General features: G+C 65.5%; 25 protein-coding genes and 1 pseudogene. 8 read left to right on the forward strand and 18 right to left on the reverse strand.

What is annotated here, in order from left to right; all coding sequences use genetic code 11:
• Positions 1 to 55: 55 nt before the first annotated feature.
• Positions 56 to 640: a DUF2017 family protein gene (locus ACT3S2_RS08915; RefSeq protein WP_444553539.1), complete on the reverse strand. Its 585-nt coding sequence runs from the start codon at positions 638 to 640 to the stop codon at positions 56 to 58.
• A 4-nt stretch (positions 641 to 644) separates the two neighbouring features.
• Positions 645 to 950: an ATP-dependent Clp protease adapter ClpS gene (gene clpS, locus ACT3S2_RS08920; protein WP_444553540.1), complete on the reverse strand. Its 306-nt coding sequence runs from the start codon at positions 948 to 950 to the stop codon at positions 645 to 647.
• Positions 951 to 1,052: 102 nt separating this feature from the next.
• Here clpS and ACT3S2_RS08925 point away from each other — a divergent pair, with 102 nt between their 5' ends.
• Together ACT3S2_RS08925 and ACT3S2_RS08930 are read left to right on the forward strand one after the other, a co-directional pair.
• Positions 1,053 to 2,366, forward strand: coding sequence for a nicotinate phosphoribosyltransferase (locus ACT3S2_RS08925; RefSeq protein ID WP_444553541.1), 1,314 nt, complete (start codon positions 1,053 to 1,055; stop codon positions 2,364 to 2,366).
• A gap of 38 nt (positions 2,367 to 2,404) precedes the next feature.
• On the forward strand, positions 2,405 to 3,043 hold the full coding sequence (locus ACT3S2_RS08930) for an isochorismatase family protein (protein ID WP_444553542.1): 639 nt from the start codon (positions 2,405 to 2,407) through the stop codon (positions 3,041 to 3,043).
• Positions 3,044 to 3,070: 27 nt separating this feature from the next.
• On the opposite strand, the gene ACT3S2_RS08935 is transcribed toward ACT3S2_RS08930, so the two are convergent.
• A complete protein-coding gene (locus tag ACT3S2_RS08935; protein WP_444553543.1) occupies positions 3,071 to 3,565 on the reverse strand; it encodes a GNAT family N-acetyltransferase in 495 nt (164 codons plus the stop codon).
• A 55-nt stretch (positions 3,566 to 3,620) separates the two neighbouring features.
• Positions 3,621 to 4,352 carry an alpha/beta fold hydrolase gene (locus ACT3S2_RS08940; protein WP_444553544.1) on the reverse strand — a complete coding sequence of 244 codons (732 nt, stop codon included), beginning with the start codon at positions 4,350 to 4,352 and terminating at the stop codon, positions 3,621 to 3,623.
• Between the two features lie 132 nt (positions 4,353 to 4,484).
• Between ACT3S2_RS08940 and ACT3S2_RS08945 the strand changes: the two genes are divergently transcribed.
• Both ACT3S2_RS08945 and ACT3S2_RS08950 read left to right on the forward strand, forming a co-directional pair.
• Positions 4,485 to 5,462: a hypothetical protein gene (locus tag ACT3S2_RS08945; protein WP_444553545.1), complete on the forward strand. Its 978-nt coding sequence runs from the start codon at positions 4,485 to 4,487 to the stop codon at positions 5,460 to 5,462.
• On the forward strand, positions 5,459 to 5,983 hold the full coding sequence (locus ACT3S2_RS08950; RefSeq protein ID WP_444553546.1) for a GNAT family N-acetyltransferase: 525 nt from the start codon (positions 5,459 to 5,461) through the stop codon (positions 5,981 to 5,983). The genes ACT3S2_RS08945 and ACT3S2_RS08950 overlap by 4 nt, the downstream gene beginning before the upstream one ends.
• Positions 5,984 to 6,020: 37 nt before the next feature.
• Here the strand turns inward: ACT3S2_RS08950 and ACT3S2_RS08955 are convergent, their stop codons facing one another.
• From ACT3S2_RS08955 to ACT3S2_RS08975, 5 genes are all read right to left on the reverse strand, one after another.
• Entirely contained in the window at positions 6,021 to 6,428 is a 408-nt protein-coding gene (locus ACT3S2_RS08955) for an ASCH domain-containing protein (RefSeq protein WP_444553547.1), read from the reverse strand.
• Positions 6,429 to 6,461: 33 nt separating this feature from the next.
• A complete protein-coding gene (locus ACT3S2_RS08960) occupies positions 6,462 to 7,445 on the reverse strand; it encodes an ArsA family ATPase (RefSeq protein ID WP_444553548.1) in 984 nt (327 codons plus the stop codon).
• Entirely contained in the window at positions 7,436 to 7,729 is a 294-nt protein-coding gene (locus ACT3S2_RS08965) for a cory-CC-star protein (RefSeq protein ID WP_444553549.1), read from the reverse strand. The genes ACT3S2_RS08960 and ACT3S2_RS08965 overlap by 10 nt, the downstream gene beginning before the upstream one ends.
• Positions 7,730 to 7,733: 4 nt before the next feature.
• Complete coding sequence (locus ACT3S2_RS08970; protein WP_444553550.1) at positions 7,734 to 9,461, reverse strand: carbon starvation CstA family protein; 1,728 nt, start codon at positions 9,459 to 9,461, stop codon at positions 7,734 to 7,736.
• A 192-nt stretch (positions 9,462 to 9,653) separates the two neighbouring features.
• Entirely contained in the window at positions 9,654 to 10,574 is a 921-nt protein-coding gene (locus ACT3S2_RS08975) for a serine hydrolase domain-containing protein (protein ID WP_444553551.1), read from the reverse strand.
• A gap of 64 nt (positions 10,575 to 10,638) precedes the next feature.
• On the opposite strand from ACT3S2_RS08975, the gene ACT3S2_RS08980 reads away from it, so the two are divergent.
• The 3 genes from ACT3S2_RS08980 to ACT3S2_RS08990 all read left to right on the forward strand — a co-directional run bounded on the left by ACT3S2_RS08980 (position 10,639) and on the right by ACT3S2_RS08990 (position 11,884).
• Complete coding sequence (locus tag ACT3S2_RS08980) at positions 10,639 to 11,247, forward strand: TetR/AcrR family transcriptional regulator (protein WP_444553552.1); 609 nt, start codon at positions 10,639 to 10,641, stop codon at positions 11,245 to 11,247.
• Between the two features lie 169 nt (positions 11,248 to 11,416).
• Positions 11,417 to 11,608 (forward strand): hypothetical protein, encoded by a 192-nt coding sequence (locus ACT3S2_RS08985; RefSeq protein ID WP_444553553.1) that lies wholly within the window; start codon positions 11,417 to 11,419, stop codon positions 11,606 to 11,608.
• A gap of 102 nt (positions 11,609 to 11,710) precedes the next feature.
• A complete protein-coding gene (locus ACT3S2_RS08990) occupies positions 11,711 to 11,884 on the forward strand; it encodes a hypothetical protein (protein ID WP_444553554.1) in 174 nt (57 codons plus the stop codon).
• Between the two features lie 33 nt (positions 11,885 to 11,917).
• Here ACT3S2_RS08990 and ACT3S2_RS08995 read toward each other — a convergent pair whose 3' ends face one another.
• Positions 11,918 to 13,048, reverse strand: coding sequence for an FAD-dependent monooxygenase (locus ACT3S2_RS08995; RefSeq protein ID WP_444553555.1), 1,131 nt, complete (start codon positions 13,046 to 13,048; stop codon positions 11,918 to 11,920).
• Between the two features lie 301 nt (positions 13,049 to 13,349).
• Positions 13,350 to 15,020 carry an APC family permease gene (locus ACT3S2_RS09000; RefSeq protein WP_444553556.1) on the reverse strand — a complete coding sequence of 557 codons (1,671 nt, stop codon included), beginning with the start codon at positions 15,018 to 15,020 and terminating at the stop codon, positions 13,350 to 13,352.
• Between the two features lie 256 nt (positions 15,021 to 15,276).
• On the opposite strand from ACT3S2_RS09000, the pseudogene ACT3S2_RS09005 reads away from it, so the two are divergent.
• Positions 15,277 to 15,672 (forward strand): annotated as a pseudogene (locus tag ACT3S2_RS09005) (mycothiol transferase); the annotation flags it as partial.
• A 96-nt stretch (positions 15,673 to 15,768) separates the two neighbouring features.
• On the opposite strand, the gene ACT3S2_RS09010 reads toward ACT3S2_RS09005, so the two are convergent.
• The 7 genes from ACT3S2_RS09010 to ACT3S2_RS09040 form a co-directional block, all read right to left on the reverse strand.
• A complete protein-coding gene (locus tag ACT3S2_RS09010; protein WP_444553557.1) occupies positions 15,769 to 16,230 on the reverse strand; it encodes an NUDIX hydrolase in 462 nt (153 codons plus the stop codon).
• Positions 16,231 to 16,277: 47 nt separating this feature from the next.
• Entirely contained in the window at positions 16,278 to 18,029 is a 1,752-nt protein-coding gene (locus tag ACT3S2_RS09015; protein WP_444553611.1) for a DEAD/DEAH box helicase, read from the reverse strand.
• A 216-nt stretch (positions 18,030 to 18,245) separates the two neighbouring features.
• Complete coding sequence (locus ACT3S2_RS09020; RefSeq protein ID WP_444553558.1) at positions 18,246 to 18,557, reverse strand: DUF3039 domain-containing protein; 312 nt, start codon at positions 18,555 to 18,557, stop codon at positions 18,246 to 18,248.
• 28 nt (positions 18,558 to 18,585) lie between these two features.
• Positions 18,586 to 20,160: a transporter gene (locus tag ACT3S2_RS09025; protein ID WP_444561565.1), complete on the reverse strand. Its 1,575-nt coding sequence runs from the start codon at positions 20,158 to 20,160 to the stop codon at positions 18,586 to 18,588.
• On the reverse strand, positions 20,142 to 20,921 hold the full coding sequence (locus ACT3S2_RS09030) for an ABC transporter ATP-binding protein (RefSeq protein ID WP_444553560.1): 780 nt from the start codon (positions 20,919 to 20,921) through the stop codon (positions 20,142 to 20,144). Before ACT3S2_RS09030 ends, ACT3S2_RS09025 begins: the two co-directional genes overlap by 19 nt.
• Positions 20,922 to 21,034: 113 nt before the next feature.
• Positions 21,035 to 21,991, reverse strand: a complete 957-nt coding sequence (locus ACT3S2_RS09035; RefSeq protein WP_444553561.1) for a co-chaperone YbbN — start codon at positions 21,989 to 21,991, stop codon at positions 21,035 to 21,037.
• 60 nt (positions 21,992 to 22,051) lie between these two features.
• Complete coding sequence (locus ACT3S2_RS09040; protein ID WP_444553562.1) at positions 22,052 to 23,743, reverse strand: hypothetical protein; 1,692 nt, start codon at positions 23,741 to 23,743, stop codon at positions 22,052 to 22,054.
• Positions 23,744 to 23,846: the final 103 nt, after the last annotated feature.

Below are 23,846 nucleotides of genomic sequence, written 5' to 3' on the forward strand. Positions count from 1 at the left end.
ACCATACTGCCTGTGTCGGCGAGGGGGCAGTAATAAAACACGGATGTCTCCCACGTCACAACGAACCGAGCAGTGCCTGCATCAGGGTTTCCTGCAACCAGGTGACGAAGTTGTAGACCAGGGCCAGATATTCGTCCACGTCATCGACCGTGGCGGCGTCGATGACCGAGGAGATCCGTTCGGCGTCGTCCTCGGTACGCAGATCCAGACGTTCGGCCAGGACCAGACGGACATCGTTCAGGGCCTGGGCGAACTGGTTCGCCGCCGCGGCATCGAAGGCCAGGGCGGACGATTCCATCGCCAATGCGGCGGCCTTCAGCGCGCCGATCTTGCGCTCACGCAGCGTCGTTTCGGTCAATCGACGGTATTCCAGCGAGGCGTCCTGGTCCCCCTGCACCGCATCGGGCAGCAACCTCAACTCGGCGGGATCGGTGGGGGCGGCAAATTCCGCGGCGTGGGTGCGCGGATCCATGCCCACCATCGCCCAGAGCGGATCCGGTTCCTCCCCCGGGGCCGCGCCGTCGTCCTCGGGGGCCAGCAGCGTGGCGACGTCCTCGAACAATCCCCTCAGCAACTCGCGTTCGGTCGAATCCAGCCGGGCCGTGAAGCCGCGGGGCGTGGATTTGAAGGCACGGGCCATCGGGTCAGCCCTGGTCCGCGCGCTGGAAGGTCGCCCACAGCCCGTAGCCGTGCATTGCTGCGACATCGGCTTCGACCTGTTCCAGGGCACCGGTGGAGACCACCGAACGCCCTTGTTGGTGGACTTCGAGCATCAGTTGGTCGGCTTTGGTCTCGGAGTAGCCGAAGTGGCTGCGGAACACGTAGCTGACGTAACTCATCAGGTTCACGGGGTCGTTCCAAACCAGCAGGACGTACGGGGTATCCAGTTCCTGCTGCTCGGTCGTCTCGCTGCGTGGCAGGACATCGGTGGGTGCGGTCAAGACAGGCATACCCTCCATTCTACGACGTCAGGGCCCCGGCAGCCGATAGAGTGTGGGTGGGAGCGCGGCAGCGCGGTCCTGAACCGTACGATCCGAGGAGTCCTCCGACCGATGTGGCAGCAGCCGACCTCGCTCTTCACCGACCACTATGAGCTCACGATGCTCCAGGCGTCCCTGCACTCGGGGGCCGCACACCGCCGCTCCGTGTTCGAGGCCTTCGCCCGGCGGCTCCCCGAGGGCCGCCGCTACGGGGTCGTCGCCGGAACGGGACGCATCCTCGAGGGCCTGGAACACTTCCGGTTCGGCACCGAGCAACTCGATTTCCTCTCCGATCGCGGCGTCGTGGATGACACGACGCTGCAATACCTCAGCGGGTTCCGGTTCAGCGGGGACATCTACGGCTATGCCGAAGGCGACCTCTACTTCCCCAACTCGCCGCTGCTGACCGTCGAGTCGACCTTCGCCGAGGCCTGCGTCCTGGAGACCTACATCCTCTCGGTGCTCAACCATGATTCGGCGATCGCCTCGGCCGCCTCACGCATGATGGCCGCTGCCGGGGACCGGCCCTGCATCGAAATGGGGTCCCGCCGGACCCAGGAGCATGCGGCCGTCGCCGCGGCCCGCGCCGCGGTCATCGCCGGGTTCCACAGCACCTCGAACCTGGAGGCGGGCCTGCACTACGGGGTTCCCACCGTGGGCACCGCGGCGCATTCCTTCACCCTGCTGCACGATTCCGAACGGGCCGCCTTCGAAGCCCAGGTCGCCTCCCTGGGGGCCGATACCTCCCTGCTGGTGGACACCTACGACGTCGAACAGGGGGTCCGCACCGCCGTGGAGGTGGCCGGGCCAGCACTCGGCGCCGTCCGGCTGGATTCGGGCGACCTGGTGGAACAGGCCCGCTGGGTGCGCCGGCTGCTCGATGACCTGGGCAACCACAACACCCGCATCATGGTCACCTCCGATCTGGACGAATACGCCATCGCCGCCTTGGCCTCGGCCCCGGTGGACGCCTACGGGGTCGGCACCGCACTGGTCACCGGCTCGGGGGCGCCGACGGCCTCCATGGTCTATAAATTGGTGTCCCGCCAGGACGACGACGGCCATTTCGTCGATGTGGCCAAGGCCGCCAAGAACAAGGTCAGCGTCGGCGGCCGCAAATACGCGGTGCGCCGGCTCAACGAGCGCGGCCGCGCCACCGCCGAGATCGTCGGCATCGGCGAGCCCCCGGCCTCCGATGGGAACGACCGCGACCTGCTGGTCCCGTTGGTGACCGACGGCGTCGTCGCCCGGGAATACACCGGTTCCGCGGGACTGCAGCGTGCCACCCAACGACATCGCGACAGCGTGAAGGAAATGCCGGGTCTTTCCAAGCGGCTGCAGCGCGGTGAACCCGTGATCCCCACCGAATTCGTGGATCATCTATAGGTACCCGACCACCGGGTGCCCAAGGAGGAGAGCAAGACATGGAAACGGCCCTGATCATCGTCGACGTGCAGAACGACTTCTGCGAGGGCGGCTCGCTCGGGGTGAGCGGAGGTGGTGCCACTGCTGCGGCCATCACCTCCTACCTGAACGACCACGGTTGGAAGTACGCCGCCGTCCTGGCCACCCAGGATTGGCATATCGACCCGGGGACCCATTTCTCCTCCGAACCGGACTACGTCGATTCCTGGCCGGTGCACTGCGTCGCCGGCACCCCGGGGGCCGAACTACACCCCGGGCTGGCCCCGGTCCTGAAGGCCGGCGCCTTGACCGCCACCTTCCGCAAGGGCCGCTACGAGGCCGCCTACTCCGGTTTCGAATCCACCCTGGTGGACCCGGAGGATCCGGCGGCCACCTCCGAGGAGGCGGACCGCGAATCCTTGGAGAGCACCCCCGGCGAGTCGCTGGGCGAATGGCTGAGCTCCCGGCATATCCACAAGGTCGACATCGTGGGCATCGCGACCGACTTCTGTGTCCGGGAGACCGCCCTGGACGCGGCGCGGGCCGGATTCGACACCACGGTCTTGGCCCGGCTGACGGCCGCCGTGCACCGGGTGACGGTGCCCACCGTCCTCGGTGAGCTGGCCCGGGCCGGGGTCGCCATCGACCAGGATGCCTAGGCGCCGCCACCCTTTCCGCGAGTGGGCCTACCTGAGCATCCGCGCTTCAACGATGCGTGGTGTTCCCGGGTCGGTCTGTTCGGTCCCATCGAACTCGAAGCCGTTGCGTCGGTAGAAGGAGATGGCCCGAGGGTTGCCCGGTTCGACCCAGAGCATGGCTGCCTCTTCGCCGAGCACCCCGTTGAACAGATCCTGTCCGACGCCGGTTCCGTGGCCGCTTTGGAGCACATATAGGCAGAACAGCTGACGTTCGCGCGGTGGCACGGACTTCGCCGTGGGCACGCTCGGGCCGGAGAACGCGAAGCCGAGGGGTTCGCCGTCCTGCTCGGCCAGGCGGACCTCGAAGTCCTCCCGTTCCTGGCCGAGGATGTGCTCCCACATCCCCTGGCGCTTGCGGCGGTGCTCCTCGGTGAAGAAGCCCTCGGGCAGCAGGTGCTCATAGGTCTGTTGCCACGTGGCCACATGCAACCCGGCCAGGGCGGGGGCATCGGCGGCAGCAGGGCGTCTGATCGTGTAGGCCATCGGTTCATGATGCCATGTCGACTACGGGTCCTGGGGGCATTGCCGTCAGTGGAGTTCAGAGCCCCTGTTCGGCCGCCTGCTCCAGGAGCCATTTCTCGGCGTCCGGCCACGCGACCTGCAACTGGCTGTTGAGCCTTTCGTGGTCGTACCCGTCGTACTGTTTCCAGCGCACTCCCCGACGAGCCAGGCCTTCGCCTAGTTCATGAGGGGGCATGATCATTCCCACGGCATCCTGATCCTGCGCGCCCCAGAAGCCGAAGAGTGGACAAGGCATGAGATCGACTAGTGCATCGGGCGCCAGTTCGGCCAGATCACGATAGAATTCCGCCCCGGCCCACAGATCGAACCGTTCGTTGTACCGCTCCCGGATCGCCGGGTCCTTTTCCAATCCCGCCAGCTCGGCGTCGACGTCGCGCGAGGTGATCCCGTAGTCACCGAGCAGGGGGAACCCACCCGAAGCAACAGCTGCCACCGACCCGTATTCGGCCAGCTGAAGTGCCAGCCACGGTCCGAAGGCACCAGTGAAGGAGTAGCCGAAGACCAGGAACCGTTCATGGCCCAATTGGTGTGCCACCTGCCGCAGGTCGGTGGCCCAACGGTTGGGCAGATAGGGAGCACCCGTGCGTGTGCTGGTTGCGAAGTCCCGCGGGGAAGCGACGATGAGCGTGAACCGGCGCGCCATCAACCCCTCCATTTCCCGGGACCAGGTGAAGTTGCACTCCGGCGCCAGTAGCGCAGGTCCGGAGCCCGCTACACGGAACGCGATCCTGGCTCCATCAAGCGTCATGAATCCCATGCCACTGACCGTAGGTGACTCGACCTTCCCTGCCAATACCGGTGGGCTGCTGCGCGAAGGCCTCGACCACCGGATCGACCAGTGGGACCCAGTCGCAGGCCACCGTCGCACTAGACTGCCTGAATGCTCTCCGCCGAAATCATTGAAGCCGCCACGGCGTGGACGTCACCTCGCATCGTGGAATGGTCTCCTTCCCTACACCGCAACCTCAGCGAATGGCTTGAACCCAGTATGGCCCTGGTGGGTGATGCAGCATGGGGAGCGCAGATCCGCGATCTCGTCCAGTTGCCCATTGACGATCCGCTCCAATGGGCCAATCGCCGCATCCCCCTTCCCGGCGGAGAGTGGGCAATCGCCGGCATCCGTTTCAGGGTCCGTGATATCAGCAGGCCGTTTGTCGACATCATCGCCACCTCCCTCGCCCCGGAGCCCTCCCAGTTGGCGGCCCTGGCCGACGTCCTGCCGCATTTCACCGCCTTCTCACCCCTCTGCCTTCGCATCCACTGCCCCGATCCGGAACAGACCCTCTCCGAGCTGGCACGGTGCGGTACCTATGCCGGGCACGCGGCCACTGACTTGCTCATTGTCGCCGGACTGTTGGAAACCCTTAAATGGCGCGCCATGCCGAGCAGCACGGAGAGCGTCGAGCTTCGAGCCGTCGATCCTCAAGCAGCGGCAGACCGTGTGGCCGCGATATACGACGAGCTGGAACATTCGCGCCCCGGCATCAAGTCCTGGGCGTCCCCGGCCGACGTCGATCTTCTGTCCAGCGCAGCCACAGAAAATCTGCTGTTCGAGGTGTGTTCGGATTCTGAGCCGATCGGTGTCGTTGCCGCTGCCCGCGAGAACGCTTACGGCATGTCGGGATACAGCGTCCAGGAGCTGTGCCTCAACGCGGAGCACCGTGGACGCCGGTTGGGCCGGGCCGTACTGCTCCAGCTCTGCGGCCGGTTGCCGATCGCCTCGGTCGGCGACGTGCTCTGGGGTCACATCCACCCCGACAACAAGCCTTCCCTGGACAATTCGCTCTCCATTGGCCGTGAGGTCGTCGGAGGGCATCTGTGGCTGAGCCCCGCCGGCTACGAGGGGATGCCGGCATGATCGGCGAACCGAGAGCTGGCTCCCTTTGCGCTGCCCCGGCGTCCGCTCCGGTGGAGCCGGTGATTCGGCGGGTCACCACCGAGGATATCGGCGCGCTCGTCAGGCTCCGGGCCGTCATGTTCGAGACCATGGGCCAAGCGTCCTCTCCGGAAGCTCCCTGGCTGGCCGAGGCGTCGCAATGGTTCACCGACCACTTGGGTGTCGATGCCTGTGCGTACATCGTCTATTCCTTCGGGACAGCAGTGGCGGCGGCGCTTGGCTATGTCCACACCACACCACCGTCGCCGGCAAGCTGCGCAACGGTGACCGGGCACCTCTCCAATGTCGTCACCCTCGAGGGCCATCGCCGCCGTGGACATGCCCGTGCCTGCGTCCAGGCGCTCCTGGAGTGGTTCCGCCATGAAACCTCGGCGGCCAGGGTGGATCTGGCGGCCAGCGAGGACGGTCTGGCCCTCTATGAATCCCTGGGGTGGGTGCGCCGGGAGCAACCCACCTTGCGTTTATCCCTCCACCGCGACTGAACGGGATCGTCCACCCGAACGGGTCATCCCGAGGCGGTCAGCGAACGACGGCGAACCGTTCCAGGACGACCATGGTGTCGTCATCGGGTTCGAAGTCCGCTCCGAGTTCGGCCCGGATCTCGGCGGACGTCCAGAACTCCAGGTGGTCGGCCCGCCATTCGGCCACCGAGGTATGGCCTTCACCTTCGGCCAAGGCATGGTCGAGGGGCACATCTGCCAGCCGCACGAAGTCGACGCCGGTGGTCTCCACGGCGAAGAGCCTTTCGCCGTCGGAGCCGACGACGCAGCCCGCGTCGCCGACAACCGGCAGCGTCCCATCACCGACCTCGTATTCGCGCATCAATGAGCTGGTCGAGGTTTTGGCGCCGGATTCGATGGCAGCAATCAAGCTGTCGCGTAGCGGCCCCGGGAAGGCAAATTCAATGCTCGGAAGGTCGTCGTTCATTGGCACAGCTAACCAGAACCTCACGGTTCCCCACTAGTCGACGGCCCCTCCGGCACCCGCCAGCAGCGCCGCGAGTTCCTCCAGGGCCTCCTCCCCCGTCAGGTCCCGGGCCAGCAACGGCAGTTCGGTCATCGGTACCGCGGGGAGGTTCCGGCGGAGCACCTGCAGTGAAGCGTCTTCGAGTTCTCTGCGTTCGGCCAGGAACGACCCCGCATCCGCGGGTGATCTGCGGTTGACCACCAGGGAGGCGACGTCGATCCCCAAATCGCGCAATTGCCGCACGATGTCCAGGGACTCGGCCACGGGCATCTTCTCGGCCAGACTCACGATCACGAAACCGGTGGCGGTCTCGTCGGTGATCGCTTCCCGCATGCGGGAGAACCGGTCGCGGCGGGCGATCAAGGTCCGGCGCAGCTCCGAATCCGTTGCCGCCTGGGGGTCTTCACCGCCGACGAGCCCGCGGGCGGCGGCGGCGAACCGCTCGGATCTGGACCGACTGGCGAGCAAGGATTCCGTCCATCCCGTCAGCTTTTCCGGCAGGGTCAGCAAGTGCAGGGTATGCCCCGAGGGAGCCGTGTCGAACAGGACCAGGTCATAGTCGGCGGCTCCCAGATCGATGAGCTCGGCGATCCGTTCCAGGACTGCTGATTCGTGGCTGCCCGGCGCGGTCTTCGCCAGGTCGAGATGCTGCTGCGCGGAGCGGTGCAGTTGCTCGGGAAGGAGCTTCATCATCGTGGCGCCCACCGACTTGAAGTGGCGCTCGATGGTGGCCTGCGGGTCGATTTCCACGGCATCGACATACCCCGTGGCAGCGGTACACACCCGGGTCGCGGTATCCGAGAGCTTCAGGTCCCAGATATGACCGAGGTTATGCGCAGGATCGGTGGAGACGAGCAGGACCCGCCCGCCGCTGCGGGCCCGGGCCAGCGCCAAGGCCGATGACACGGAGGTCTTGCCGACGCCTCCCTTGCCTCCGACGAAGAGTACTTTGCGTTCGCTAGCGAGTTTCAGCAACATCCAATATGGTCCAATGGCGATCGGGGAATGCCGACGCGACGATGCCAGGCATGGAAGTCCTCCCAGACGGCCGGCATCAGTTCGGCGGTGTAGTAGGCGGCGGGGTCGGGGACCCCCAGGGCTTCACCCAGGACGGCGATCATGAACAGATCGTCTTCTTCCTGTTGTTCCCGTTTGAACATCTGGCGGTACGGTCCCACATAGAACTCGTACAGTCCCTCCCGGAAAGCGGACCAGCGCCGGGAGAACTTGTCCCGGCGCCGGTCGGTCGATGCTGGTTCCATCGGGCTAGAGGTCTTCCCTGGTCGCCGTCAGTTCGGCATCGGCCCCCTCGTGCTCGGGAACCATCTTCGTGGCGTTGCGCATGGCAAGGATCGCTTCGACGGCGACCCAGACACTGGCCACGATGATGATGACGTCCAGGGCGAAGAGCATCCAATCGGGGTTGGCGGGGTCGGTGAAGCTGCCCAGTTGTTCGATCGCGGCCCAGAAGGCCATGACGAAGATGATCACCAGCGGAATCAGCGCCGTGATGGGGTTGCGTCCCTTGCGGATCAGGATGACCGCGATGATGGACAGGCTCAGTGAGGCCATCAGCTGGTTCGTGGTGCCGAACAGCGGCCAGATGCGCAGACCGCCTTCGCCGCCCAGGCCCTGGGAGAACGTCAGTCCCAGTCCGAGGACCACGACGATCAGGGTCGCGGGGATCTTGCCGATCTTGACCTTGAACGCCTCTCCGGCTTCCTGGACCACGAAGCGCAGCAGCCGCATCCCGGTATCCATGGTGGTGGCCGCGAACAGCACCGCCATGGTCGCCAGCACCGTGGCACTGAGCGACGCCGGAAGGCCGATGCCGTTCTGCATCAGGTTCGCGCCGCCTTCGACGAAGGCGTTGACCCCGGCGGAACCGAACTCGCTGTAGATCTCATTCCATTCGGCCACGGACTTGAAGCCGCCGATGACCGCGAGGATCGTCCCCAGGGAGAGCAGGCCTTCGCCGACGGCACCGAAGTACCCCACGAACCGGGCGTCCGTCTCCTTGTCGAGCTGCTTCGAGGTCGTACCGGAGGCGACCATGCCGTGGAAGCCCGAGATGGCGCCACAGGCGATGGTCACGAACAGCAGCGGAATCATGCTCGGTGTTCCGTCGGGAACGTTCATGTTGATGGCCGGGGCGACGACATCCGGGGGTGAGGCGGAGAACAACGTGGCCAGCAGGACCGAGCCGAACAGCAGGATCAAACCGACGAAGAGCTGGACGCCGTTGATGTAGTCACGCGGCTGCAGCAGGACCCATACCGGCAGCAGTGAAGCAACCGCCCCGTAGATGAAGAGGGCCAGGATCCAGAAGGTGGCCGGGGACATGCCCAGCGTCGACTCGGGCAGCACCACTGGCATCTTGTCGCCCACCACGATCAGTGCGTACAGGACGACGACGCCGACCACGGTCACGGGCAGCAGCGACCAGCGCAGCCGGTAGACGGCCACGCCCACCAGGAGGGCCACGACGATGGCGCCCCAGACGGGGATGACGGCTCCCGGCGTGCTGATCAGCAGGTTCTTGATGACGACGGCGAAGGCCGCGATCACCATGAGCAGGACCAGGAAGATGACAACGAGGAAGAGGTTGGCCCCGCGTTTGCCGATGTAGCGGGCCGAGAGCGCTCCGATGGAGCGTCCCTTATTGCGCGTCGAGGCCCACAGCGTACCGAGGTCGTGCATCCCGGCGAAGAAGACGGTGCCGAGGGTGACCCAGAGCAAGGCCGGAAGCCAGCCCCAGATCACCGCGATCGCGGGCCCGACGATGGGCGCGGCCCCGGCGACCGACGTGAAGTGGTGGCCCCACAGGATGAACTTATTCGTGGGCATGTAGTCCACGCCGTCCTTGAGTTCATGGGCCGGGGTCACGAAGCTGCTGTCGAGTTTATAGACCCTCTGCGCGAGGAACTTGGAATAGACCAGATAGCCGGCCGCCATGACGGCCAAACCAATGATCATGAGTATCAGGGAACCCATGAAGTTCTCCCCTCCTTGGTGAGCTATCGCGGCCGGCTAGTGCTGAACAGCCCTGCGGTGTCCGATAGTGCGAGTGAACCGAGGCAGGTTTGCGACGGCGGCCGAAGTGATGTCGGTCATATACTTGTCGACAATATCAGGGGCCCCCGAACGGGTCTTCATGTTTCGGGGTCGATCACGTAATGAACGCCTCTAGTCAGCGGAGCCTTCCACCCCTTTGCCCACGAGCCCATGCGACCGGCCCGTGATGGCCTCGTGGGCGAGTTCCATCAAACGGTGGTCACGCGATTCCTCATGGGCGGTGATCGTCACCACGGCGTCGCTGATGTCATCGACCAGGATGTACTGCCCGTACTTTCCATCCAAGCGCCACGCATGACCCGGTCCCCGCCAGGCCGCCAGTCCATAACCGTCGAAAGGGGCCTCGGCTCCGGTCGGGAACCAGTTGGCGTGCATCCTGTCGATCCACGCCGCATCCACCAACCGCTCTCCGCCCCATTGGCCCCTATCGCGCAGCACGCGCCCGATGCGCGCCAACTCCTCGGTCCGCAACTCCAAGCCGCTGCCGCCGCTGATCCACCCTCGTGGACACCGCTGCCATTGCGGATTGTGAATCCCCAGGGGTTCGAAGAGCCGCGGGATCAGCCAGTCGCGCACATCACCAACGATGCTGCCGAGCATGCGCATCGCCACATAGGTACTGGCATTGGAATACTGGAACACGGTCCCCGGCCCGCTACTGGGGCTGGCCAGCATCTCCTGCACCGGATCGGGCCCGGGCACCTCCACGATCCCGAAACACTGGAAGTCGATTCCGCTGGTCATGGCCAGCAAGTGCCCCACCGATACCTGGTCGACCCCGGGCCCGAGCTCGATTTCCGGAAACAGCCCCGGAACCGTCGTGGCCGGGCTCAGCAGTCCTTCGTCGACGGCCATGCCGATGGCGAGGGCACACACCCCCTTGGAGACCGAATAGATGTTTTCCCGGTCATCGCTTCGCCATCGATGCTGCGCTTCGTCCTCCCCCATGAGGACGTGCACCCCGTAGGCGCCGAGTCGTTCCTCCTCGACGGAGGAGACGAAACGATCCAGGACAACTGAAGCGGGGGTCATCGGCCCAGTCTTGCAGTTCCGCCGTGGGACGCCGTCACCCCGGGTTTCTGATACGTTGTTGAACATGTTCAGTGAACACGTTCAATCACGTGAGACCCAACGTCGGGCAACCCGGCGGAAGGTCATGACCGCGGCGGAAGCCCTCTTTCTCAAACACGGCTTCAAGGCAACCACCGTGCGCCAGGTGGCCACGCAGGCCGGGGTGAGCATCGGCACCGTGATGGCCGAGGGCGGCAAGGAGGCACTGCTCGTCTCCGTCTTCGAGGAGTGGATCTCCGGTGTCCACGACCACCGCCCCCTGCCCCCGGAACCTCCGGGCTCGGGGGAATCCGGTGCCCGGACGGCGGATGCCATCACCACCCTGGTCGGGCCCTTCATCGACCTCTTTGCCGCCAACATGCCGCTGGCTCGGGACTACGGGGCGGTCCTGCTCCGCGGGGGCCCCGGTTCCGGGATCTTCCAAGCCCTGGCGGCCACCCTCAAAACGGAGTTCTCCCATGTCCTGGAAGGACATGGCATGCCCCCGGGCACCGCGACCCAGACGGCGACGGCCATCTACTTCGCCTATCTGGGGGTACTCCTCTCCTGGGCCGGTGGCGCCCTGGATCAGCACACGGTCCGTGAGGAGCTCACCTCCGTGGTGGCTTCCCTGCTGGATCCCGAGGACCGTTGACGTGATCCTGCTTCCTGACCCCTGGTGGCCCACCTTCTTGCTCGCGCTGATACTGCTCGCAGATGCCGTCCTTTCCATCCACCCACCGAAGTTCATTCGGGACTGCCTGGATGGGGTGGGCTTTCCCTAGAACTGGTGGTGGGCGCTGATTCTCATCAAGTTCCTCGCCGTGGCCGGCCTGCTGGTGGGGATCACCGTCCCGGGTATTGCCTGGGCTGCCAATCTGGCGGTCATCGCCTACTTCCTGGCGGCCGCCATCGCACACCTTCGCGCTCGCTTCCTGAGGCATGAGTTCTGGCTCAACTGTCTGGGTATGTTGGTTCTCTCCGCGTCGGTCCTCCTGGTCTCCTACTGGAACTAACCGGTCCCAGCCCCGCATGCCACCGTGGCCGGGACGATTCGGGGCGTGTACTCTCGGGTTAACGGCACCCGAGCTCCTCGTGCCGTCTGGAGGTGAGTCGCAATGTTCGGATCAATCGGCCAGCCGGTTTCCGGGGCGAAGAACGATCAGACCGCTCGTATGTTCCTGAAGTACCTGCGGGACCAGGATCCCGACCACGCATCGACCCAGCGCCGCAGGAAGCGGCAGCGGCAGCGTTTCTACCGCAGGGTCAAGGGGTGGTTCACTTCCGACTGAATTCCTGGGATCCATTCGAAGGCTTGGTCCGGGTCAGCCGGTCGTCCGTTCCAGCAGACTCCGGCCAAATCCCTGGCCGGACCTGACCATCCGTTGGGCGGTCCCGAGTCGCTGTTTTTCATAGGCGTTCAGGACCTTCCTGCCCCGTGGACCCACCACACCGCGTTGGGTGAGTGCGCCCAGGGTCTCGGCATCCGCCAACCCGGTATCGAAGCCTGCCCCGGTCATGGGTGAAGGCACATGCGCCGCGTCCCCGATGATCGCGATCCGTCCATGCATCAGTCGTCGGGGAACATATTCGGCGATCGGTGTGGCGATGATCCTGCGTTGCTTCACGCTATGGCGAACGATCCGGCCCCATGGCTCCGGCCAATGCGCGGACCGCTCGTGGATGTCCTGGTACTTCGAGGCCGCGATCCGCTCATTGACCAGTGAGTACTGGGAGACGTCGTCCACCAGGGCTCCGGTCTCACGCAAGTAGTCGTTGCTGGTGGGGTCGTACCACTGCCAGAAATATCTCCGGGGTTCGCCGTTGGTCTTCGTCTCCCCGACGATCATGACCCCGTCCCCGTGGGGCAGGGTAATCATGTCCATGTGGTTGCGGCCTTCGGCCCACCCGGGAGCCGCGTCGTAGGGGGCCTTTCCGGTCCAGATCATGTAGCCGGCATAGCTGGCATCGGGGTGTGCCGGGTCGACGCTGCGGCGTACCAGGCTGCGGTGCCCGTCAGCCCCCAGGAGAATATCCGCCACATGGACCTTGCCGTTGGCATCCGAAGCCCACGCGGTTTCGGCGTCTTGGCCGATATCGACGACTTCGCTCTCATAGTGGATTGATACCCCCGGTTCCAAGGCAGCAGCATCTGCCAACCTGCGCCGGACGGTCGCCCAGCCCTCGGGTCCAGGGGCACCTGCCGAGGCGATCGAGGCAATGGAGGGCATCGCTGTCCCCGATCCGTCGCGCCGCCGGCTGGTTTCCCCCATCCCGCCCCAGAGACGGAGCCCGGTGCCACCCTGACGTTCCTCTTCGGCCCGTTCGAGGACGTCCACCGCCAGCCCCGATCGGGCCAGTGAGATGGCCAGCGCCAATCCGGCCAATGAGGCCCCCACGACCAGGGCCGTCCCACGTGCAGGGATCGGTCCGGGAATGGTCTGTGCTTGACTCACGGTCCCTCCTCCCTTCCCCAGGAATGTCACTGGGCCCTCAACACCGCCGTGACGTCCGGAAGGTCCCTTCCACATCGGGGGCCGGTGATGGGCACAACACCTTGGATTCGACTAGTCTATGCCGCCCTACCATCGCCATCGAGGGGGTTCGCAACGGGCGCATCCCGCCACTACCGGCTGGACGGAACCCGCTGTTTGGCCTACTCCGGAGGCCAAGGCGGTCGAATGCGGCAACCCCGCCCGGGTGGACTGTCAAGCAGGTCCGCGCAGATCTACTCGTGTGCGAGGCATAGCGCGGGATTCAGCCGCTCGTCGTCTTTTCGTTGCCGTCCTCGGGGTCCTCGAGGTGCGTGCGGTAGACGTTGTCCACGACTTCCTGGGGTGACAAGCGCCGCGTCACGGCTACCCAGAACACGATCGCCGTCAGCACCAGGGCTCCGAGTTCCCCCCACCCGAAGGTCAGCAGATCCAGCGAACCGTCCCCGTAGTGCCCGATCCAGCTCAGCAACGCCAGTCCGGCCATCCACAACAGCATCCACCCTCCGGATTTCATCTGCAGTGGCGGGATCTTGCTGCGATCGCTGAATACGTAGTGCAGGACCAGGACGATGTAGCCGATCAGCACCGCCACGAAGAGCTTCCAGTTCGTATCCCAGCCCGTCCAGTACACGATCAGGTTCGCGCAGAGGAATCCGAGGAACGGGAGCACGTCCCCTCCTGGAAGGCGGTAGGGACGCTCCTGGTCAGGGAGTTGACGGGGCAGGGCCGCCACGGTGACCGGACCGCTGCCGAAGGACAGCACCGTTCCGGTCGTGATGAAACCGACCAGCTTCGCCCAGGAAGGGAACGGGAGGAACATGAAGCAAGCGACGACGAACATCACGATGAGCCCGACCCAGGGAACCCCCCGCTTATTGAGCTTTTGCAAGCCCGACGGGGCATTGCCTGCCCGGGCCTGGGAGTAGGAAAGACGCGGCGACAGTGCCGTGTAGATCAGGCCCGTGTCGGCAGGAGAGACCACCGCATCGACGTAGAGGATGACGCCGAGCCACATCGCTCCCAGGACGATTGCGATTTGCGCCCAGGGGCCCGCGTCGTTGGTGAATGACAGGCCCGACCAGCCGTTGTCGAGCAGGCTGTCCGGCACGGCCCCGATGAAGGCGATCTGCAGCAGCACGTAGATGATGCCGGTGATCACGATCGAACCGATCAGTGCAAAGGGGACGTTCTTTTGCGGATTCGTCGTTTCGCCGGCGAATTCGACCCCTTGCCGGAATCCCAGGTAGGAAAACACGATGCCGGCGGCAGGAAGTGCCGCGAAGATCGGCCCCACCCCTTCGGGCATGAAGCCACCGAACCGGGCTTCGTGGAAATGTCCCGGGTGGAAGGCCAGGATGCCGAGCACGACAATGACCAGCAGGATCACGGCGAGCTTCCACCAGACGAGGATGTTGTTGAACCGGGCGAAGAGTTTGACGCCGAACATGTTGATGACACAGAACAAGGCCACCAATACGACGCTGACAGCGATGCCGCCGCCGGTGAGCACGAGGGTCCCCTCCACATCGTGCATGAGCCATGGCAGATAGCTGGAGGCGTATTGAACCGCCGCCAGGACCTCGATCGGAACCGTGGCCGCAACCGCCAGCCAGGTGATCCACCCGCTGGTGTAGCTGGCGAAGGAACCGAAGGAGTAATGCGGGAATCGGATGACACCGCCGGCGACCGGGAACATGACGCCGAGCTCTGCATAGTTCAGGGCGACGATGATGATCATGATGGCCCCGAGGATCCACGAGATGATCGCCGCCGGGCCGACCAAAGATGCCGCCTCGAAGGCACCGAACAACCATCCGGAACCGATGATGGAACCAACCCCGGTGAAGAGCAGACCGATCTTGCCGATATCTGGTTTCAGGCCCCGGTCCAGTTCGACCTTGACCTTGGTGGGAGGTGACGTTGGTGAAGACATCTTCGGCTTCTTCTGTCGAGCACGATCTACATCATGCGGTCAAATGGCTCGGTGAGGCGGGTCACTTTCGTAGTATCTGCCTACTGATTTCGGGTGTCAACAACAACCGTGGGGAACGTTCGCTTTTCTTGTGATGACACGGTCCGCGTGTTTCCGGCGGTGAGTGTAACGTCGAGGCACGGACCAGGTTCCCCCTCTCGACGTTCCCGAACGCACCGATCCGCCCTTCGCTGACACCGAGCGAAGTGCCGTGGAAGTGTGGCTGGATTTCCATCGAGCGACCTCGAAGACCGAATGCGCCGGGCTCAGCGCGAAGCAGCTGGGACGGCAAGCCGTTGCGCCCTCGCCCTTGAGCCTGCGTGGTCTGCTGCGCCATCTCACGGAGGTCGAGCGGTATTGGTTCGCCGAGGTCTTCTCCGGCCACGAATCCGCGGATCTCCACTGCACCGGGGACGACCCCGACGGGGACCACCACGGCTTCGATCCGCTGGCGGAGAACGCGGACGAGGAAGTCCGCCGCGAAGTCTCCCACCTGGACGACGCCATCACGACCAGCCGTGAGATCGCGCGGGCCCACGAATCCCTGGATGAGGTCTCGGTTCGTCGCCGGGATGGCCAGCCCGTGACACTGCGCTGGATCTTCCTGCATCTCATCGAGGAATACGCCCGACATAACGGACACGCCGACCTGCTCCGTGAGTGCCTGGATGGGGCCACCGGGGAATGGAGCGCATCCTCGGTACGTCTCTCAGGGCGTATCGAAGCCGAACGTCGTCAGGGCCGGCAGACCCGCCGCCAGGCGTTCAAAGACGTACCGTTCATGGGGAACGACTGGATGTGGAAGGTCGTCGAGAGAGAACCAGCACAGATCGGCGGCCTTGTCCGGCTCCATCAGCCGGGGTCTTCCCTGCCATTGCTCGCAACCGAAGAAGAAATCCACCCGTGGTTCCTCCGCCACCCCGGGTCCAGGCCCGCGGTGCATCGTGGTCAGCGGAACCAGTTGCCCGGAGTCGAGGGAGACCCCCAGTTCCTCGCGGGCTTCGCGCACTGCCGCCTGGACGGCGGATTCCCCCGCTTCGACATGACCGGCAGCAGCGGCGGCCCAGCATCCGTCCATGTATCCGGTACCTTGCCGCAACTGCAGCAAGACCTGATCGGCACGACGAAAAACAACGTAGCTGGCAGGGACCAGACGAGGACCTTCAGACATCGAAGTTTTTCTCCTGACCAAAGCGCCCGTGGAACCTTGCGTGTCTCTCAGCGTTTGCCGACGAACCAGCCCTGCAACTTATCCAGCCGACGGTTGAGCTGGTCCGCGTTGGCTTGGGCCACTGCCGGCCCGCCACACACTTCCCGCAGCTTGTTGTGGACCACCCCGTGGGGTGTTCCGGTGCGGGCCGCCCACGCGGAGACGTTCTTGGAGAGCTGGCTGCGCAGTTCGGTCAGTCGACGGTGGTCGGTGACCGAGGGATCCTCGACCGGGGCGGCGGGCGCCCCTTGTTTGCGACCGCGCCGGGTCACTTGTTCCTGCTGGCGTTGGCGCAACAGCGCCCCGACCTGTTCGGCGTCCAGCAGCCCGGGGATCCCCAGGAAGTCCTGTTCGTCCTCGGAGCCGAGCATGGCCCCGGTCCCGAATTCGCCTCCGTCGTAGAGGACACGATCGAAGGAGGCATGGGAGTCCAGTGCCTCGAACTTCTGTTTATTCAGTTCATCGGAGGCTTTTTCCTCGCGGTTGGCCTCGTCCATGAGGTCGTCCTCGGGAATGAAGTCCGGGTCATCCACATGCTTTTCGGGTCGGTCCAGGGCGTGGTCCCGTTCGAGCTCCATCTGGTTGGCCAGCGCCATCAGGATCGGAACGGACGGCAGGAACATCGAGGCCACTTCCCCGCGCTTGCGCGAACGGACATAACGTCCCACCGCCTGGGCGAAGAACAGCGGGGTCGAGGTGGAGGTGGCGTAGACCCCCACGGCCAGCCGCGGGACGTCGACGCCCTCGGAGACCATGCGCACCGCGACCATCCACCGGTCGTTGCTTTCGGTGAAGTCCTCGATCTTGGCGGAGGCCTTCGCGTCATCGGAGAGGATCGTGGTGACCTTTTCCCCGGTGATCTTCTTCAGCTGCGCGGCATAGGCCTTGGCATCGGCGTGGTCGGTGGCGATGACCAGTCCGCCGGCGTCGGGGACGGTATGGCGTACTTCGGTCAGCCGGCGGTCGGCTGCGGCGAGGACCGAGGGGATCCATTCGCCTTCGGGGTTCAGTGCCGTCCGCCAGGCGTGCGCGGTGACGTCCTTGGTGAACCCCTCCCCCAGCTGGGCCTCCATTTCCTCCCCCGCCGAGGTGCGCCAACGCATCTGGCCGGAATAGGCCATGAAGATGACCGGTCGAACCACGTGGTCCTTCAGCGCGTCGCCGTACCCGTAGGTGTAGTCGGCCTTGGAGCGGCGGATGCCCTCGGCGTCCTCGATGTACTCGACGAAGGGGATGGCCGCCGTATCGGAGCGGAAGGGGGTTCCGGTCAACGCCAGCCGGCGGGCCGCCGGTTCAAAGGCCTCACGGATGCCGTCGCCCCAGCTCAGGGCGTCGCCGCCGTGGTGGATTTCGTCGAGGATCACCAGGGTGCGGGCCGCCTCGGTCTTGGCCCTATGCAGCAGCGGCTTGCTGGCCACCTGGGCGTAGGTGACGACCACCCCGATGAAGTCGGCGCCATGCCGGCCGTCGGCATTCTTGAAGTTCGGGTCCAGGGCCAGCCCGATCCGGGCGGCGGCATCGGCCCACTGGCTCTTGAGGTGCTCGGTCGGGGCGACGACCGTGATCCGGTTGATCGTTCCGGCTTCGACCAGCATCGCCGCCACACGCAGGGCGAAGGTCGTCTTGCCGGCCCCGGGGGTGGCGACGGCGAGGAAGTCCTTGCTCGTGGTGGCGAAGTACTTCTCCAGCGCTTCGGCCTGCCATTGGCGCAGCTTCGTGGCCGTTCCCCATGCCGCCCGCTCCGGATACGCCGGTGGCATGGACTCGCCCAGACTGAACAGGGCATCGCCCACGGCCAACCTCCTCAAGTGCTCGGTGGCAGGTGAAATCGGCCGCGATCGGCCGAAAAGAAAAAACCATCTTATGGCGGGCGGCTCCCGGGCCGTCCCACCGACACGGGAGCCCACCTGATCGGTGCGTCACCATGCCTTGCCGTCACCTGCCGAGGGCAGGCGCGGGCTTCACGCGGCGAAGGACTACTTCTTGTCGTCCTTGCCGCCGCCGTCCTTCGGGGCACGGATGCCTTCGTAGACTTCCTTGCACTCCGGGCAGACCGGAAACTTATTCGGGTCCCGTCCCGGGACCCAGACCTTGCCACACAGGGCGATCACCGGTTCGCCGGTCAGCGCCGACTCCATGATCTTTTCCTTCCGCACATAGTGCGCGAAACGCTCGCTGTCACCGGGCTCGAGGTGCTCACGCAGCTCTTCGCGCTCGATGGTCGCGGTGCCGCCGCCCTGGCCCGGGTCGTTGGGGTCGTTTTCAAACGGGTCTGCAGGCATCGTCATGCCCCCAGTCTACCAACTCCTTGCGGGCCTAACGGTTCAGTACGGTCGCCTGCATCAGTTCCGGGGTCCTGGAATCGAACCAGCGTCCACCGATCCGTAGTCCCCCCATCAGCATCAGGGCCCCGAAAACGACGCCGGTGACCAGCACGAGCCAGGCGTAGAGCTCCTGCCCGGTGACCAGGAAGACGATATGCAGAATGATTTCGGGCAGCATCAGCACGATCGTGGACCCGAACGTCGCCAGCTGGGTGACGGCCATGCGGGCCCCGGTGCCCGGGGGCGTCTTCATCGGGTTGTCCCCGGGCAGCGGGACCGCATAGGTGTAGCGGGCGGAGGCGATGCTCGAGACCGCCCAGCCGGTTCCCAGGGCCCCGAGCGAGAGCCCGAGGATGGCGGGCAGCAGTTCCGTTTCCCCCAGCAGCGCCGCCGGCAGGATCGCCGCGAGCAGCACGGTCGGCACGGCGAAGACCGCCGAGGCGGCCACCCGTCCCAGCCGATCGTCGAATCCGCGCAGTCCGGTGAGCACATGCAGTGAGAACGCGGTGTTGTCATAGGAGATATCCGCCGAAATGCTGAAGGCCAACAGCACGGCGATGATCGGTGCCAGATAAAGCATGGCGGTGTAGTCGCCGCCCTGGGAGGACCAGAACCAGATCAGCAACGGGACCAGCGGAACGAAGATGATGCTCATCGCATAGCGGGGGTCCTTCATCCAGTAGGTCAGGCACCGTGAGGCCACGGCACCCCACGGGGTGGCCGGGAACAGCCGGAAGGCGACACCGAGCCCGGAGACGGCGCGGCTCCCGCCCGATTGTTGCGGCGGGGTTTCCAGGGCCCGGAAGAGTACTGATTTCCAGGCCAGGATGATCACCACCAGATAGACCAGCGAGAGCACCAGCCTGGCGGCCGCCAGCCCCCAGGCCCCAACGGCCACGTCCCCCGGGACGGCGGCGAAGGAACCCAACGGCGTCCAGGCCAGCACCGCTGAGATGTCGGGCAGCCAGCCCAGTCCCGCCTCGAGCCCCTCGGTCGCCGTCTGGAGGATGGGCCCGAGCATGATCAGCGGCACGAACAGCAGGATCATTCCCAGCTCGCGGAATCGCCGGTTGGACGTCAGCGCCGTGGCGGCGGTGACGGCCAGCCGGGAGAGGGCCAGCGCATTCAGCGCCGCCAGGACGCCGCAGAGGATGCCGACCAGGGCCAGTCCTGCATTGGCCCGCCAGGCCAGCCCCTGACCGGCGAAGAGCAGCAGCATCACCAGGCCGGGGACCCCGATGAAACCGCTCAGCAGCAGGCCGATCACCAGTTGCCGCGGCGGGATGGGGTAGACCGAGAACCGTGAGGGATCAAGCGTCAGGTCGACTCCCGAGAGCAGTACCGGGATGACCGCCCACCCCAGGGTGATCAACGAGACGGCCAGCACCACGACGGTGGTGATCAGTTCGGCGGGCTGGTCGCCCAGGGCGAACATCCCCACGAAGAGCAGCACCGCCAGCCCGAGGCCGTAGATCCCCCCGATGATGACGCCCACGAGTTGCCACGGGCTGCGTTTGAAACCGTTGCGCAGCAGCGCCAACTTCAGTTTCAGGAGGTGTGCAACCACGAGAGCCCACCTCCTTCGGCCCGGCCACCGACCATGTTCACGAAAGTGTCCTCGAGGCTTCCCTCGCCGCGGACCTCGTCCACGGTTCCTGCGGCGAGCAAGTTGCCATCGGAGATGATCGCGACATGGGAGCACATGCGCTGGACCAGGTCCATCACATGGCTGGAGACCACGACGGTCCCTCCGTGCCCGACATAGTCGGCGAGGATGTCCCGAATATTTGCCGCCGATACCGGGTCGACGGCTTCAAAGGGTTCGTCAAGGACCAGCACTCGCGGTGAATGAATCAGCGCGGTGGCAAGGGCAATCTTTTTGGTCATGCCCGCCGAGTAGTCCACCACAAGTTTTCCGCCGGCGTCGGACAGGTCCAAGACCCGCAATAAGTCATCGGTTCGTTCGTCCACCGTGGCAGCATCCATACCGCGGAGCAGACCGGCATAGGTCACCAGCTGGCGCCCGCTGAGCCGGTCAAAGAGCCGCACCCCGTCCGCCAGAACACCGAGCAGTGATTTGGCGCGGCGCGTATCTTTCCAGACGTCCACCCCGTGGACCCATGCTTGTCCTGCATCGGGGCGCAGCATGCCGGTGGCCATGGAGAGCGCGGTCGTCTTCCCGGCGCCGTTAGGCCCGACGAGTCCGTAGAAGGAGCCGGAGGGCACGTCGAGGCTGATCCCGTTCACGGCGATCTTCTGGCCATAGCGCTTGCCCAGGCCACGCAAGCTGATGGCAGGGGCCGTCGACTGATGGAGTTCGGTGTTCATGCTCCGAACCTAACAGTGGGCCCGGGCCAAAGGCATCATCCTCATGGCTGAATCCGCTTCTCAGCCTTCAGGGGGAGGCACGCTTGCCCCGGCCCGGGGGCGGACCAAGCCGGTTAGAACAGGACGCGCGCCAGTTTCTGCCGTGACTTCACGACGCGTTCGTCCTGGGCCCCGACGACGGCATAGAGCGAGACCAGCCGGGCCCTGACGCGTTCGCGGTCTTCCGCGGCAGTGCGCCCCACCAGCGATACGAGCCGGGCGAAGGCATCCTCGACATGGCCGCCGAGGACATCCAGGTCGGCCACGGCGAGCTGTTCGTCGATGCCGTCGGGATGATCGGCGGCCGCCTTGCGGGCCGAATCCAGGTCGGAGAACGCCGTGCGCTGGAGCAGCTCTACATGCTGTAGCCCGGTCTGGGCCTCGTCGTCGTTGGGTTTCTCGGCCAGGGCCTTGCGGTAGGCGGTCACGGCCCCGGCATAATCGCCGGCGTCGATGGCGTCCATCGCCTCCTGGTGCAGCGGCGGGACCGGCTGCTCGGCCTCCGGGGCCCCGAAAGGCGGCACGGTCCCGGTCACCCCGTGCTGGACCCCGAGCTGGAGGAGCTCCTCCAGCAGCGACGCGATCTGCTCGGGGGCCGCATCGCCTTGGAACATGGGGACGGGCTGTCCATTGAGCAGGGCCACCACGGAGGGGACCTGCTGGACCCTGAAGGCCTGGGCGATCGCCGGTTCGCGGTCGGTATCGACCAACGCCAGGACGAGGCGTCCGGCATGGCCGTCGATGATCCTGCGGAGTTTTTCATCCAACTGCACCGAGGCCGCGGAGGACCCGGTGCCCAACGAGACCACGACCGGTGCCGTGTTGGAGACCTGGACCAGCTGGGTGAACTCCTGCTGGTTCACCGCCGCGGTCCACGTCGCCCCCTCGGTGGCCGCCGGTGATGGCCCGGCCGGCGGGGCCGGCATCTGGGCCGGCCCCGGGGCGGACGCGGCCTGCGGGTCCTGGGCGCCGAGTCCTGACAGATCGACGGCGCCACGGCTGGAAGCTGCTGCTGGTTCGGTATTGCTCATGCCCCTACCTTATGGTCTGCCTCGGGTGGGTGCCCAATGGATGGGCGTGGTCCCCGAGGACTACTTCACTTTGGCGGACTGCAGGACGATCTCCCCCGCAATCAGGCGGATCTTGTCCTTGCTGTCGGCGCCGGGGATGTAAAAGACGACGGGTTCGGCCGATTTGGTGACCACACCCTTCTTGGTGCTCTTGGCGTCGGCGAGCTTGGCGCTGGCGTCATCGAGCTTCACCGTGCCGCCCTCTTCCTTCGGGGTGGCCGTCATGGTGCTGTTCAACAGCCCGCTGACCAGGGCCCCGCCATTGGGGGTGGAGAGCACTTCGAGGGATTTCTGATCGACCTTGTGCTCATACTTGATCTTGGCGTTCTTATTGTCCTTGATCTCCTTGGCCTGTCCCTCATGGGTGGCCGAGATGAAGGCGCTTTCGGCGAACTGCCCCTTCTTCTTGGACTTGGAATCGCTGAGGTAGGCCGCCAGGTCCTTGGCGGCCGTGGCCGGAGCGGTCTTCACCGAATCGTCCTTGTTATCCAGGGTCCGCACCGAGGTGTCCCCCACGGCCAGCCCGGGGAACTCCGATCCGGGGAGCATGGAGACCTCGTTGATGAGTTTGTAGTTCGCGCGGGGGTCCTCCTGCTTGAGCACCAGCACCCGGGGGATCTTCGCGTCCTTGGCCTGCGTGACGATCATCGAGGTCCGCGGCCATTTCGTGGTGGTGGTCACTGCTGCCGAACGGACCGGCGCGGCAGCCACGGTCCCGGGGGCGGGGATCTTCAATCCGTCGTTGCGCTGCGAATAATTTGTCTTGCGCAGGGACAGGGCGTCCCCACCGACCCGGGACTTGAGCTTCTTGGCATCCTGGGCCTTGTCGCCGCTGGAGACGGTATCCGCCACGGATTCCAGGATCCGGTCCAACTGGTCCTCCTGCAGCACGGCATGGACATCATCGCCGTCCTGGTCCTGCTCCGTGCTGGATGCCGAAGGGGATGCGGTGGCGGATCCGGTGGCAGCGGAGGCGGGCAGGGCCGGCACCAGGACCAGGGCGGCCGCGGCGACGACCGTCGCGGTGCGCTGGAGCGTCGAGGCGCCGCTTCCGGAGCCGGCGGCCGGGGTCGTTGACCCGCCACCGGTCGGTGCCGAGGCCTCCGGGCCCTTGCCTCGTCCGCCGCGTCCAACCAGGACGGAGGCCAGACCGAAGAGGATCAGCAGTGATCCCACGATGATCAGCGGGATGGAGAACGGTGCGGTGGCGTCGTTCTCCCAGGAAACGGTGATGTCGGTGGGTGCGGCCTTCGTCCCATCGGTGGCCAGCAGCAGCGACCAGTCGCCCTCGTCGGGTGCGGTCCAGCGGTGGACCATATGTGAATCGGCTGATTCGGAGGCAACCCAGAGATCGGAGTTCTTGGGGTTCGGGACCTTGGCCTCGCCCTTCGAGTGCTCGGCCGTCAGCGTCATTGCTTCGTCATCGATCCCCGAAATCGTGTTGTGGGCGGCCTTGCCGACCCAGGCGTCGACGTCGGAACTGCGTCCGAGAGCGGCGGTGAATTCGCCATCGGCTTCGACGGTGACATCGACGGGCCGGTCCTCGATCTCCGCGACGCCGGGCTCGACCACGGTCAGCGGGGCGTCCTTCAGCTCGGTCTGCACGGTCGCCGTCACGGTCTCGGGCGGCGCCCAGAAGGTCCGCTGCCCGATCCCCACCACCAGGGCCAGGGCGCCCAGCAAAATGGAGATCGCAGCAATGAAGATTCGCACGTAATTACACCTAACAAAATGGGGGTCGATGATCGGCCTCGGTCGTGGTCGGGCACAGTTGCAGACCGGCCACACTGCAATGATAACGAATCGGTTACCCCGG

Source organism: Arthrobacter sp. AOP36-A1-22 (assembly GCF_052377615.1).
Taxonomy (GTDB): Bacteria; Actinomycetota; Actinomycetes; order Actinomycetales; family Micrococcaceae; genus Arthrobacter_H.

What these genes read in the sequence shown, in the direction of transcription:
- ACT3S2_RS08915 (WP_444553539.1), bottom strand. Translation starts at nt 640, where the DNA reads ATGGCCCGTGCCTTCAAATCCACGCCCCGCGGCTTCACGGCCCGGCTG.
- clpS (WP_444553540.1), bottom strand. Translation starts at nt 950, where the DNA reads ATGCCTGTCTTGACCGCACCCACCGATGTCCTGCCACGCAGCGAGACG.
- ACT3S2_RS08925 (WP_444553541.1), top strand. Translation starts at nt 1,053, where the DNA reads ATGTGGCAGCAGCCGACCTCGCTCTTCACCGACCACTATGAGCTCACG.
- ACT3S2_RS08930 (WP_444553542.1), top strand. Translation starts at nt 2,405, where the DNA reads ATGGAAACGGCCCTGATCATCGTCGACGTGCAGAACGACTTCTGCGAG.
- ACT3S2_RS08935 (WP_444553543.1), bottom strand. Translation starts at nt 3,565, where the DNA reads ATGGCCTACACGATCAGACGCCCTGCTGCCGCCGATGCCCCCGCCCTG.
- ACT3S2_RS08940 (WP_444553544.1), bottom strand. Translation starts at nt 4,352, where the DNA reads ATGACGCTTGATGGAGCCAGGATCGCGTTCCGTGTAGCGGGCTCCGGA.
- ACT3S2_RS08945 (WP_444553545.1), top strand. Translation starts at nt 4,485, where the DNA reads ATGCTCTCCGCCGAAATCATTGAAGCCGCCACGGCGTGGACGTCACCT.
- ACT3S2_RS08950 (WP_444553546.1), top strand. Translation starts at nt 5,459, where the DNA reads ATGATCGGCGAACCGAGAGCTGGCTCCCTTTGCGCTGCCCCGGCGTCC.
- ACT3S2_RS08955 (WP_444553547.1), bottom strand. Translation starts at nt 6,428, where the DNA reads ATGAACGACGACCTTCCGAGCATTGAATTTGCCTTCCCGGGGCCGCTA.
- ACT3S2_RS08960 (WP_444553548.1), bottom strand. Translation starts at nt 7,445, where the DNA reads ATGTTGCTGAAACTCGCTAGCGAACGCAAAGTACTCTTCGTCGGAGGC.
- ACT3S2_RS08965 (WP_444553549.1), bottom strand. Translation starts at nt 7,729, where the DNA reads ATGGAACCAGCATCGACCGACCGGCGCCGGGACAAGTTCTCCCGGCGC.
- ACT3S2_RS08970 (WP_444553550.1), bottom strand. Translation starts at nt 9,461, where the DNA reads ATGGGTTCCCTGATACTCATGATCATTGGTTTGGCCGTCATGGCGGCC.
- ACT3S2_RS08975 (WP_444553551.1), bottom strand. Translation starts at nt 10,574, where the DNA reads ATGACCCCCGCTTCAGTTGTCCTGGATCGTTTCGTCTCCTCCGTCGAG.
- ACT3S2_RS08980 (WP_444553552.1), top strand. Translation starts at nt 10,639, where the DNA reads ATGTTCAGTGAACACGTTCAATCACGTGAGACCCAACGTCGGGCAACC.
- ACT3S2_RS08990 (WP_444553554.1), top strand. Translation starts at nt 11,711, where the DNA reads ATGTTCGGATCAATCGGCCAGCCGGTTTCCGGGGCGAAGAACGATCAG.
- ACT3S2_RS09000 (WP_444553556.1), bottom strand. Translation starts at nt 15,020, where the DNA reads ATGTCTTCACCAACGTCACCTCCCACCAAGGTCAAGGTCGAACTGGAC.
- ACT3S2_RS09010 (WP_444553557.1), bottom strand. Translation starts at nt 16,230, where the DNA reads ATGTCTGAAGGTCCTCGTCTGGTCCCTGCCAGCTACGTTGTTTTTCGT.
- ACT3S2_RS09015 (WP_444553611.1), bottom strand. Translation starts at nt 18,029, where the DNA reads ATGCCACCGGCGTATCCGGAGCGGGCGGCATGGGGAACGGCCACGAAG.
- ACT3S2_RS09020 (WP_444553558.1), bottom strand. Translation starts at nt 18,557, where the DNA reads ATGACGATGCCTGCAGACCCGTTTGAAAACGACCCCAACGACCCGGGC.
- ACT3S2_RS09030 (WP_444553560.1), bottom strand. Translation starts at nt 20,921, where the DNA reads ATGAACACCGAACTCCATCAGTCGACGGCCCCTGCCATCAGCTTGCGT.
- ACT3S2_RS09035 (WP_444553561.1), bottom strand. Translation starts at nt 21,991, where the DNA reads ATGAGCAATACCGAACCAGCAGCAGCTTCCAGCCGTGGCGCCGTCGAT.